The sequence below is a fragment of the Mesobacterium hydrothermale genome (genome assembly GCF_035818635.1).
GTDB classification, from domain to species: domain Bacteria; phylum Pseudomonadota; class Alphaproteobacteria; order Rhodobacterales; family Rhodobacteraceae; genus Mesobacterium_A; species Mesobacterium_A hydrothermale.
The window spans coordinates 1-11,538 of sequence record NZ_JAYLLH010000052.1; the positions used below are offsets into that span (position 1 = coordinate 1).

Genomic DNA, 11,538 nt, shown 5'->3' on the forward strand with positions numbered 1-11,538 from the left:
TCCCAGCCATCGCTGATCCTCCAATTGCGGGACAAATCTATCCCAGTTGGTGGACCACTTTCAGGGGGCTATTCCAGCTGCTTCTCGATAGCGATCAATCCGCTATTCAGCACTGAGTTCGGTCAGCTTCTGGCCAAGGCGGCGTTGCATCAGATCATCGCCGGGCGTGGTCTCCATCAGTCGCTGAAGCGTCGCGATGGCCCAGCCCCGCCGGTCAATGCGCGTGCTGGCGGTCATCAGGTGATCGACCGCTTCGTCGATGTCGAACGGGCTGGGTTCATAGCCACGGCCCGCCAGAAGATGCCTTATCGCATGCAGAGCGACATCGGCAGCGAAGGCCGGTTCCTTGATCGCGAAATCGCGGGCGCCCCGGATGAGCGTGGCCGGTGCCGCCTCATGATCGGCTGCGCAGTCGAGGGCGATGTCGAAATACGTCGCGGTCTTGGCCGCGGCGAACCATTTGCCCTTGCGACCGTGGAGCGCGATCAGGTCTTCCAGTAATGCACGAGCATCCCGGTCAGGGTAGCGTTTGACCAGATCGCGCCACATCGCCAGCCAAGTGTTTCCGCTCGTTGTGGGCAGGCCGAACCGGCGATAGGCCTCGTCCGCCTTGCCTTGGCGTACCAGGATCGCCTCGCAAAAGCGGCAGATGTCGTGATGGCCCCATGTCTGGCGGTCCGCCTGCAGCAGCGCCTCTGCATAGGCCAATGCGTCATCCTCGCGGCCTTGTCGGAGCAAGGCTTCGGCTCCGAATTTGTCATCGAACCACAGCCGGGTCTTCTTGACCGCGAGGAGCGCCAGCAGTTCGTCATACCGTTCCGCCTCGAGCAGGCAGGACAGCGTGAGCGGCGCTGTGCCGACATGGGAATACCGCTCCCAATCCGACCAGGCCCGATGGATCAGGGCGAGATCCCTGTCGGCATGTAAGGTCATGAGCGCGGGATATGCCGCAATCTCCCCGAACCGCTCCGAGATCGGGGCGAGGTAGTCGACGCCATCGTCCTCGATCGCCGCGCGCAGCTGCTCCAACCATTTTGCGCGCGTCTTTTCATCGGCAGGGGCGGCGATCAGGATCGGCACAAGGTCGTCAAGTGTGCGGCGCACGGCGGTGCCAAGCGCGCCTGACGAGGTATCGATCTGCTCAAACGCGGGCCAGATCCGTGCGGCCAATGCGACCACGCCGTCCGCCGCCGTGACAGGATCCGCGCGATTGACGGCCCGGATCTCCGCGCTGGCCGATTTCAACCGCTGGGTCGCCTTGGCGGAGCCGCGCCATCCGAAAGCGCTTGCGCGCATGCCAGGTTTGAAGGCCCATTTGTGGACGGATTTGCGCGCCATCCTGCTACCGCCCGCGCACTTTACTGCGCGTGATCCAGTCGGCCCCGGCATAAGTCACGGCGTGGATATGAACCTCGCGCGCATCATCGTCGACCGTGAAGGCGATCACGGCCTTGCGGCCTGCAGGGATGGCGCGCAGCCCGGGAGCGATCTCGTCCCGGCGGCTGCCCTTGTGCGGCAGATCGGTAAGGCTGGCGATGGTGGCCTCGATCTCGTCCAGCCGGCGCGCGGCGGATTGTGGGCCGGCATAGTCGATCAGCCAGCGTGTGATCGCGTCGAGATCATCCGCGACCGCCGGATGGAAGCGGATGCGATAGGTCACGCCTCGCGCGCGGCCTGCAGCCGGGCCCGCGCGGCGGCAAAGGCGTCCTCGGCGGGGACATAATCGGAGCGCGGCGTGTCGAGCCGCGCCCGGATTTCTTCGGCCATCGCCCCAAGTGCCAACTCGCGCTCCTCTTCATCGCGCATCATCTGCTCCAGCGCCGCCGCTACAGCCGCGCTTTGTGACGCAAAGACGCCTTGGCCCACCTTGTCGGTGAGGAACTGGTGGTGGCGGTCGGTGAAGCTGAGGGTTGTCTTGACGGTCATCGTTGCCTCCAGGGTATGACTTAGTCATCTTAGCGAGGGTTTGAAGACATGCAACCGCTTTGGGGAGGGCCGGGTTGTGGACTTTCGCTGCGGGTGAGACATTGCATCGACAAAAGAGCGCAAGCGGACGTTCAAGTTTACTGCAGCCACTTGCTCCGATTGCATTCGCGAATTCAAGTTCTCTCATTTTGGGGCGGATACTTTCATGGCAGGTCGAAAACAGCATTTCATCCCAAGGCACTTCTTGAAGGAGTTTGTCATTCCAGATGGAAGTGACAAGCTCTGGATGTACCGGCGTGGCCTGCCTGATCCCAAACCGGTCTCCCGCGATGATGCTGCCGCCAAGAGGGACTTTTATTCCAAGCCCGCAACCACCGGTGCTCCCACACTGGACGACTTGATCACGGAATACGAAAAGGAACTGAAATTCCGCGTCGAGGAAGCTCGCGATGTTCCAGTTGGCGAAACACTGCACGCGCACTTGATAAGCGAGATAGTGGCGCATCTGACAATGCGCGCAGCGTATCTGCGTGAGTTTATCGATGCAGGAGCATCTGAACTCGTTTCGTCAATTGATATTCTCATTCACCGACCAACTGAGCTTCTTGAAGGCTTGGAGCTACCCAAACACCGCGTGCCATCAAAATTCGAGGCGATGGCGATTCAGCAGTTCGAACAACACCTGCTCAGCTCGCTTACCAATGTTACGCCTAAAGCGATTGTACGTTTGCTGTATCAGGCTATCCGAGAGGATTACGACCTCCTTCAGAAGGCCGCTTCAGAGGAATTCTCGGCGCTCATGGAACGCTTCCAGGGGGAATTCCGAACGATGCCTCAAAGCGTGCATGTTCAGGTTCTTGGGAAAGACCTGGTGCCTGCGCCCCGGAAAGCCATGCTGGAAGAATTTCAATGGCGGATTGTGGACTTTCCGTCCGGGGACGCTGTTCTGCCTGATTGTGTTGCTATCGCCGAAGATGCTGAAGGGTGGGGGCCATACATGCTGGCGGAACACAAAAGCATGACCCGAGTCGTCATTCCCCTGACCCCTTCAAAGCTGGCAGTCGGAAGTGCTGCAAATGACCGGGAAGAGGTTACAGAAATCTATAACCAAATAGCCCGCGACAGCTGCTTCACCTTTTATCTGACGAACCGAAGGGAGGAAGTGCCAGGAACCCATCTTGCGGAACTCGGTGGCCCAGCACGCGCCAAGATTGCTGGCATTACTTCGTCGGCGTTGCGCGGAGCTGTTGAGGAATTCGTCGGCGATGGCTCGAACGCCCCGAAGAAGGAAACTCAGCCAGTAACTTGGACTGATCTGTCAGCAGGTGAAGGCTATTCGTACTCTGTCTCCTTCAAGGATTTCGGCGACGAGGCCTATGCGCAAAAAATAGCACAATGCCTCAATGAAACAGTCAAAGCGTTTGGGGGCCACCTTCCCATTCATCGCTTGGACGGCATCACGTTTGCCATAGACTATGCGGCGGCACTACAGGAAATTGATCGTGGCTTGGGTGTTGGTCGCGGCATTGATCCCTCGGCGGGCGCTAACCCCAACGGCGTTGCCATGCCGCTTGCAGTGCGACGTGACGATGGCATAAAGACCCACGTAGTCCTCAGAGGCTACCTTGCAGAGCAGTTGATTTCGGAAGATGAAACCCAAAGCATAGAGGCCATTTCGGTCATCTGCTATTGCTTGGGGACGGTTGCTTTCAACGCGCTTGTAGAGGGTAAGTTTCCGGGTACGCTTCTTTCCTCATACCCAGACCCGTATGAGGGCTGGCTCTATCGGTACAATGACACGCTTCCAGCGACCTATTTCTCCACCCGTCTCGTCGCTTCTAACATGGAGACGCTGGAATTCTATTCTGAACAAGCGCATCTGCAACTTGAACAGATGATTTCCGTCACGAAAGATGCGCATGCCCAGTATCATGAGGAAGGTGATCATGAACGCTTTTTCGAAATCTGTGCCGCCCATGTGTCGGGTTTCATGACAGCAATGGCAAGGTTTTTCGCGGCGCGCGCTTCGATGATCGGTCCGCAGAGACCAAACGGCATTCTGGATCGAACCCTCACGCAGCTTGAGCTTTTGAAGTGGTCAAAGCTCTTTGAAGAAGACCTTGCCGCTTTTGATCGCCGTGTGGAAGACTGGGCGAACTTTGATGAAGTGTTTTTCCTCAACCGACACTTCGAACGCTTGTTGTTCGAAGTAGGGGTGCTGCCGGATCAAATGAATGATGGGGCGCTTTATGTTCATACCTCTGGTGAACACCGGCTCTCCTCTCGCTCCGGCACTAAAAGGCTGCTTTGACGGGCCGCACCGCAGCAACAAACACGTTGACTGAACGGCAGCCCCGGGCCGGACGCGTTGGTTTCAAGCGTGACCGCGAGCCGCTCGTGGTCAGCCCAACACGAGCAAATCCCGTCCCGCCCGGCGATCCCGGGCGGGGCGGTTTGCTTTCAGTCGCCGTTGCGGCGGGTGTTGGGGCGCGACCAGATGAGGCTGAAGGTCTCTTCGCCGCCTTCGATCACCGTATCGTCGAAGAGGTTGGCGTAGATCGGCTGGGTGAAGCTCGGGTCGTCGAGCTTGAGGCTCAGGTAGTCGCGGCCCTCGGTCGAGCGCTTGGACCAGGCGGCCCCGATCTCGGCACGGCCGACGAAGACGCGGTGGGAGGGGGCGTTGTCGTTCGGGGTGCTGTCCTCGGGGACGATGCGGACGGCTTTCGCCTGAACGCTGAGGGTAACGATTTCGCCGACGTATTCGCTGCCGGTCTTTATGAAGGTTCCGATGGTGGCCATGTCATATCTCCTTTTGGCTTGTCCGAGCCCGCGCCCTTCGCGGCCTCGATGGCGATCGTCAGGACCGGGGCGATCCGCCGACGCAGCCCCTGTGGCCCGCAGCGCCAGCGGAGGACGGCAAGGCCGGTCTTTCTTGCCGCGCGAGGAATGGCGGACCCGATATTTTTCGGGGGCGCCAGGGGAAGAAAGTCCGGACCGGCCGTTGCGGCCAAGGCGGTCGAGGCGTCAGCCGATCCCGGTCAGATCAGCCGCTGAGAGGCCCGCATGGGACGCATGGCGTCATGCCATGGAAGAGGGAATGACAGGCTACCTCTGGACCGCGCAAGACCCCGGCAGCGGCCGTCGTGCAAAGACAGGTTTTGGCGTGCAGGCGGGACGGTTCATGTCCCGGACGTGCCTCGCTGCTCCGGGATTGCCCCCTCTCGCCGTGTCTGTGCTTGTCTGCCGTGATGTTCGGTCTGCCGACAATCCAGGTGCATGCGCGACCGGGGCCATGCGCCACAACGTGGGTTTCGGCGATCTGGCTTTGCTCAGCCGATCCTGCCCAACCGCAAAGCTGCTGTGTCGGCGAGGATCGAGACCTTTTGCAGCAATCGGTTGCGGCGCACGCTGACGATGTGGCGGGACGGCAGGCACCGGCGCAAGCTTCACAGGGCGTTCAGCGTTCGTCGAAAGACCTGTGCGGATGCGGGTCGGACAAGGCGTTGACCTCGGACCAGCCCGATACCCGCGCCCAAGCGGTCCCGCCCACGACCAGCGCGCCCAGCCAAGACAGGAGGGTGATGGTCGCAGCGCCCGCGCTGCCGAATTCGGCAAGACCCTTTGCCGCATGAAACCCGGCGATCCCGGCGGGGACCGCGTAGATCAGCCCGATGGCGAGTTTGAGAGGAACGGACCGGATGCGGTCAAAGGCGAATTCCCCCAGAGCCGCGATGAAGCCGCCGATGAAGAGGCCCGCAATGATCGACAGGAAGACGCCTTGGCCGGACTCATACAGATACATGCCGGACGTCAGGCCGATCGCGAAGGGCAGGGCGTAGACGGCCAGGTTGAACAGGATCCAGCAGAGGGCACCAAGGCCGAACAGCGTGAAGAGGGTGGAGAAAAACATGAGGCACTCCTTTCGAGAACAAGGATCGCGCCGCCACCTCCTCCATTGGCACGGGCGGATCATAGCAGAAAACGGCCCGCCCCGGGAGAGTTCGGGGCGGGCGTCGGCGGAAATCCAGTCATGCCGTTGGGGCAGCTTTCGGCCGGAAGTCGAATAGCGGAATGCCCATCGTGCGGGCCTTGTCGGCGAGATTTTCCGTGATGCCTGAGCCCGGGAAGACGATGAGGCCGATGGGCAGGGTGTCGAGTAACTGGTCGTTGCGCTTGAAGGGGGCCGATTTGCCGTGCCGCGTCCAGTCGGGTTTGAAGACGATCTGCGTCACGGCGCGATTGTCGGCCCAGGCAGTGGCGACGCGCTCGGCCCCACGCGGCGCGCCGCCGTGCAACAGGACCATGTCGGCGTGTTTCGCGTGGACGCGGTCGAGCGCCGCCCAGATGGCTGTGTGATCGGTGCAGTCGAGCCCGCCGCTGAAGGCGATCTTCGTGCCTTGCGGCAGCAGCGGTTCCAGATCGGCCCGGCGCTTGGCGGCGATGTGATCGCGGCTGTCGATCAACGAGGCGGTCAGGGTGCGCCGGTTCAAGTGGCTGCCTGTGCGCGGGTGCCAGGTCTGGCCGAGATGCGCCTCGAAGCCCTCGGCCGCGAGATCGCGCATGGCCTCAAAGGCATTGCGCCGCTCGATGAGCGTGATGCCCTCCGCGATCAGGGTCTCGAGCTCGACCGAGCGAACTTCGGACCCGTCCTGTTCGCGCTGTGCCCGTTTCTGCACCTGTTCGTTGCTGTCGAGTTCGCGGCCGGTCCGGGTCGCCATGCGGTGGAAAAGGTTCGTGGTGGACCAGAGCAGGTCTTCGAGGTCGGGCTCCAACCGCGTGTCGGACAGCGTCGAGACGAGCGCGTCGAAAATGTCGGCGACGGCGGTGCGAATGGCGTCGGGCTCCGGCAGGGGGCGGGGATCGGGCTCGTCGGTGAAGGGGCGCCAGCCGTAGAGCTGCAGTTCCTCGAGCACGACGGCGGTGGAAGATCGGGTTTGAAGATGTGTGTCGGTCATGATGTCGTCTCCGTTTGTCGAAGACCGCGCCTCTCGCGGCCTTCCCGGGCAACGGAAAAGCGGGGGCCGGACGGGTCTGCATTCTCAGGGGTCCCCGTCGCGCCCGCGCGATGGGGTGGAACCGAAGCGCAGCGGAGGACGGCCATGGCCGTTGCGGGCCCGTCCGGGCTCTGCTCCGTTTTGCCCGCTCTCGGAAGGCCGGAAGGCGTGGCTCTGATCGCGGAGGCGCTGGCCGGCTGCGCCGACTCCGATCAATCCTCGGCGTGGTCGAGGAAGGTCACGGCATCCTCGGGCGCCAGTTGCGGACGCAGATGCGCGCGCAACGCGTCGCGGCCATTGGCCCGCAGATCGTCATTGATATCGCCGAGACAGGGGGAGAGATGGACGGCGTCGATCCCGGCCCCGATGGCCCGATGCGCCAGTTGGTCCGCGGCGGACAGGCCCGCCGGGTCGGCATCGACGGCGATGTAGAGGCGGCGAAGATCGGCGGGCAGCTGCAGGGCTGCGAGATGATTGGCGGACAGAGCCGCCACCGCAGGCAACTCCGGCAGGGCCAGATGCAGGGAGAGCATGGTCTCAAGCCCTTCGCCTGCGGCCAGCACGCTGACCGGTTTGCCGATGCGAACACCATAGCCGAGGAGATTGCCCATCGCCTTGCGCGGTGGAATGACCGGGGCCTTGTCCGCAGTGGCGGGGTCAAGCCAGGTGCGGTGCAGGCCGGTGAGCCGTCCATCGAGGTCCGTTACCTTGGCGAGCAGGGCGGGCCAAGTCTCGGGCGGATCGTTCAGTGCGTGATCCTCGCGCCAATAAAAGCAGTTCGGGTGAAACCGTAGACTGTCGAGATGGCCCAGCCCGGTGAGGCCGCGTCCGGCGAGATAGCGTTCGGCCAAGGTGCCCGACATCGGCTGGCCCATGGCCCAGAGCCGCCGTGCCGCCTCAGGTGAGCCACGACTGGCTGGCGGATTGGCGACGCGGTCCCTGTCTGTCTGCGGCAGGCTGAGAAACCTGCGCGCTTCGTCCAGCGCGTCCCTCAGGGTGGTGATACCCATGTTCAGGGCGATCAGGTCCAGAAGGTCCCCGTGCTGCCCGGTTGCGGAATCGGTCCATTTTCCGGCGGCACCGGGACCATAGATCGGACCGGTCAGTCTGACATAGAGGCTGCGGCCTGGTGTGTTCTGCACATCGCCAACAACCCAGTAGCGGCCCTGTTTGCGCCCGTTCGTGAGGTAGTGACGGCAGACGGCCTCGGCATCCTCGGCAAGGCGGCGGGCGATGTCGGCGGCGGGGCTGAGCATGCTTTGTGCCTCCTGTCGTGGATAGAAAAAGGGGCCCGCCATTTCTGGCGGACCCCGGCTGCCGGAACTCGGGGGGAAGGAGCTCCGACCTGCTCTAAGGTCACTCGGCTGCTGTCCGGGCGAAGGCGTCACCGGCGACGGGATCATCTTCTCCCGAGGGCTCGGAATCTCCGATAGCCGGTTCGTCGCCGTCTTCCGCCGATTGCGCTTCGCCGCTGTCAGGATCGTCGTTCGAAGGCTCTTCATCCGCGGTGTCCGCATGGTCGACCAGTTCGATCTCCGGTGCGTCCTCTTCCGGCAGCGGCGGCGTGCGCAGCGGGTCTGGCAGCCAGCCGGTGCCGGAGAGCAGGTCCTCGGCGGCGGCCACCATCTCCGCCTTCTTCAGCCCGGCGATCCGGTCAGCGGCGTCCTCACCTTTCGCCTCGCGCACGGCTTCGAGGATGCGCGCCTTGGTCACGCGGCCGAGGTAGCTGTCGCCCGTCGCCGTCCAGCCCGCCTTTGCCATGTCGAGCCCGATCGTCCCGGCCAGCACATCCGCATGCGCGATGGCGCGCGGACGGCGCTGGTAGGGGTCGTGGACGGCATTCACGCTCATCGCAACGCATTGGGCGAAGAGCGCCTTGCGGCTGCAGCTGTCGAACTCGGTCAGGGCCTCCCAGAGGTCCTCGGATGCCTTCGGAAGGTTCCGCGCCCAGGTCTCGTGGCGCTGGTCGATGGCCTGCGCATAGGCCGTGTCGCCTAGGCCCGGCACTTGCGATCCGAAGGCGGAGTTGCGCGGTTCGATCTCGACGCAGCTGTCGACGGCGTAGCGATAGAAGAGCCGCAGGACCATCGCATGCAGCGCCGCGAGGAAGGCGACCTGCGGGTCCTGGCCCAGTGCGTTGCGCAGCGCCAGGGTCCGATGGGCCGTCAGTTCCATGACGAGGCGGTCGGAGAGCGGTTTGAGGCCGTCGTCCTCTTCCTCCTCGTCCGTGGTGGAGTTGATGGTGTCGTCGGTGTCCTCGACCGGCGCCGCTTGCGATGCGACCTCGCCGATATCCTCCACCTCCTCGACCGGCTCGTCGTCGGGCCGCACATAGCCGCGTTCGACCCGCAGCCGCCCGGAACTGTCGATGCTGACGAAGGCTCCTGCCAGCGCGAGGTCTTCCGCCTCGAACCGGATCGGACGTGCCTCGAGTGCTTCCATCGCCTCCTCGATCTCGCCCAGCCGGGTATCGACGTCGTCGGGCAACTCGTCGGCCTCCGCATGCTCGGCCTCGAGCGCGTCGTATTCGGCCTTCAGAGCCTGGTAGCTGGCGGCTTCCTCGTCGCTCATCGGCACCGCCTCGCCATGGATCCGGCGCATCCCGAAAGTGTGGCCATAGGGGAATTCGGTATCGACCTCGACCCATTTCCAGCCCTCGGCGCGGATCGCTTCGGCCTCCTCGGCCAGCTTCTCGCGCACCATGGCGTCGAGAAGGGCGGCATCCTGCAGCCAGCCTCCATCGTCCTGCTGGAACAGGTCGCGCAGGATCTCGCCCCCGGCCTCGACGTAATCGTCGAGTCCGACGAACCGCGCCCGCTTGTCCGAGGCCCGCACCGCGCCCTCGGTCAGCATGCGGCGGATCTCGTAGGGCTGCCGGGAATAATGCCGCTGCAGCGCCTCCCAGACCTGCTCCTGGCGCGCATGGTCGGGGTTGACCGTGAAGGCCATGAGCTGGTCGAGCGTCATCTCCTCCTCGGCATAGGCGTCGAGCAGCGACGGCGCGACGGCGGCGAGCTTCAGCCGCTGTTTGACCACGGTGGCCGAGACGAAGAAGGCGGCCGCGATCTCCTCCTCGGTGCGACCCTTCTCGCGCATCGCCTGGAAGGCGCGGAACTGGTCGAGCGGATGCAGTGGCGCGCGCTGGACGTTCTCGGCGAGGCTGTCTTCCTCGGCGAGCCCGTCCGTGCGCACGATGCAGGGCACCAGCGCGGTCTTGTTCATGCGCTTCTGCTTGACGAGCAGTTCCAGCGCCCGGAACCGCCGCCCGCCGGCGGGGATCGTGTACATGCCTGTCTCGGCACCACTGTCGTCCAGCACCGGCCGCACCGTGATGGAGCTGAGCAGCGTCCGCCGCGCGATATCCTCGGCCAGTTCCTCGATCGACACGCCCGCCTTGACGTGGCGCACGTTCGACTGGCTGAGCATCAGTTTGTTGAAGGGGATGTCGCGCGAGGCGCTGAGGGTGATCTTCTGGTGCTTGGTCATCGGGATATCTCCGCGACAGGCCAGCCGGGAGCCTCTCTCCCGACCTCCAAACCCGTCACGGAAAACCCGGCACCCCTCTTACTCTGAGAGAGCCACGATAGATCGATGCCGACACCGCGAAACTTCCCACCATCACCACTTGCAATGGCGAACGTGCCATACTATTTCTGAAGTAAGAGGGTTGGTTCCCTCACCGGCATAGACGGGCTAAGCATTCGGTGCTGCCCAATATTTTAAGGGCCGCCGGAGAGTAGCTGCTTAGTAGCGGCACCTGCGGCGGCCTCAATTGCCAAGTCAGCTTTCCTGTCGAAATAGCCGAAAAAACCTCCAAGGTTGCGCCTAACCCATCCGGGCTTAAGCTGTTCGTCTATTTCGTGGCTCATGCGAGCAACGTCGATATCCGCACTCCTGAGAATCTGACGCAGTGCTTCACAGGTCAGTGCGTCGCCATGTTGATCTTCTACCGGCTCCAAGGCCGATAGACGGTCAACAAGTGATTTGAGCGCGGACTCTAGAGACCTCGGACCAGAGATCAGTCCTGCCTCAACCTGGCGCAAATAGAAGGAATGTGCAAAAACAAGTGTCCTCAGCTGCGAATAAAACAGCCTCGCAAGTCGTTCATTTGCATTTTCATCATCCAAGTCCCTTTGAGATTGGATTACGGCAGTATCAAAAATTTGGCCCTGTGACCCAGATCGTGTAAGAAATAACTTCAAGTCATCTTGATCGAGGAGATTCCGTTTCTGGCGTTCCTCTGCCAGCCTTGTCTGGTTCCCAGCCCTAATAAATACGAATGGCTTCCCCACGCCGACATAGTTGGCCCCAACAGTAGAGATGTCGAACGTACTTAGTGCCTTCGTTTTTGTGCTGCTGAGAAGCCATCCATCGCGAAGAGCATTCATCGCGTTCGAAAAAGGCTGCGTCAGCTCTCTGCCGTCAACGAGCTGTACTCGAACCTCTTCATCAAGAAGCTTCTTCGCCAAAGTGGATGCAATATACTGGGCATCGCCTCTAGTAACTGAGATGTCGGCAAGCGATCCTTCGTTGAGGCGAAAACCTAGTGGATTGATCGCGACAAACGAGTCCGAATTGGGATTCCCATTTGGTGCTGGCCGTGCGAGTCATGCTGATG

Annotated in this window: 10 protein-coding genes; 1 reads left to right on the plus strand and 9 read right to left on the minus strand. The window is 62.4% G+C overall.

Annotated features, from left to right (window positions below):
- Window positions 1-102: 102 nt before the first annotated feature.
- The 3 genes from VK792_RS18865 to VK792_RS18875 are packed head-to-tail and all read right to left on the minus strand — an operon-like array spanning window position 103 to window position 1,926.
- On the minus strand, window positions 103-1,296 hold the full coding sequence (locus VK792_RS18865) for a hypothetical protein (protein ID WP_326299430.1): 1,194 nt from the start codon (window positions 1,294-1,296) through the stop codon (window positions 103-105).
- Between the two features lie 46 nt (window positions 1,297-1,342).
- Window positions 1,343-1,660, minus strand: coding sequence for a type II toxin-antitoxin system RelE/ParE family toxin (locus VK792_RS18870; RefSeq protein ID WP_326299431.1), 318 nt, complete (start codon window positions 1,658-1,660; stop codon window positions 1,343-1,345).
- Window positions 1,657-1,926, minus strand: coding sequence for a hypothetical protein (locus tag VK792_RS18875; RefSeq protein WP_326299433.1), 270 nt, complete (start codon window positions 1,924-1,926; stop codon window positions 1,657-1,659). Before VK792_RS18875 ends, VK792_RS18870 begins: the two co-directional genes overlap by 4 nt.
- Before the next feature lie 205 nt (window positions 1,927-2,131).
- Between VK792_RS18875 and VK792_RS18880 the strand changes: the two genes are divergently transcribed.
- Window positions 2,132-4,237, plus strand: coding sequence for a DUF4238 domain-containing protein (locus VK792_RS18880; protein WP_326299435.1), 2,106 nt, complete (start codon window positions 2,132-2,134; stop codon window positions 4,235-4,237).
- A gap of 149 nt (window positions 4,238-4,386) precedes the next feature.
- Here VK792_RS18880 and VK792_RS18885 read toward each other — a convergent pair whose 3' ends face one another.
- The 6 genes from VK792_RS18885 to VK792_RS18910 form a co-directional block, all read right to left on the minus strand.
- The gene (locus tag VK792_RS18885) at window positions 4,387-4,725 is read right to left on the minus strand and encodes a DUF736 domain-containing protein (RefSeq protein WP_326299437.1); all 339 of its coding nucleotides are present in this window, start codon (window positions 4,723-4,725) and stop codon (window positions 4,387-4,389) included.
- A 658-nt stretch (window positions 4,726-5,383) separates the two neighbouring features.
- Window positions 5,384-5,836, minus strand: coding sequence for a hypothetical protein (locus VK792_RS18890; protein ID WP_326299438.1), 453 nt, complete (start codon window positions 5,834-5,836; stop codon window positions 5,384-5,386).
- A 118-nt stretch (window positions 5,837-5,954) separates the two neighbouring features.
- Complete coding sequence (locus VK792_RS18895; RefSeq protein ID WP_326299440.1) at window positions 5,955-6,881, minus strand: DUF2493 domain-containing protein; 927 nt, start codon at window positions 6,879-6,881, stop codon at window positions 5,955-5,957.
- A gap of 251 nt (window positions 6,882-7,132) precedes the next feature.
- Complete coding sequence (locus tag VK792_RS18900) at window positions 7,133-8,176, minus strand: DUF7146 domain-containing protein (protein WP_326299441.1); 1,044 nt, start codon at window positions 8,174-8,176, stop codon at window positions 7,133-7,135.
- 100 nt (window positions 8,177-8,276) lie between these two features.
- Entirely contained in the window at window positions 8,277-10,406 is a 2,130-nt protein-coding gene (locus VK792_RS18905; RefSeq protein ID WP_326299442.1) for a ParB/RepB/Spo0J family partition protein, read from the minus strand.
- A gap of 233 nt (window positions 10,407-10,639) precedes the next feature.
- On the minus strand, window positions 10,640-11,476 hold the full coding sequence (locus VK792_RS18910; protein ID WP_494337876.1) for a hypothetical protein: 837 nt from the start codon (window positions 11,474-11,476) through the stop codon (window positions 10,640-10,642).
- Between the last annotated feature and the right edge of the window lie 62 nt (window positions 11,477-11,538).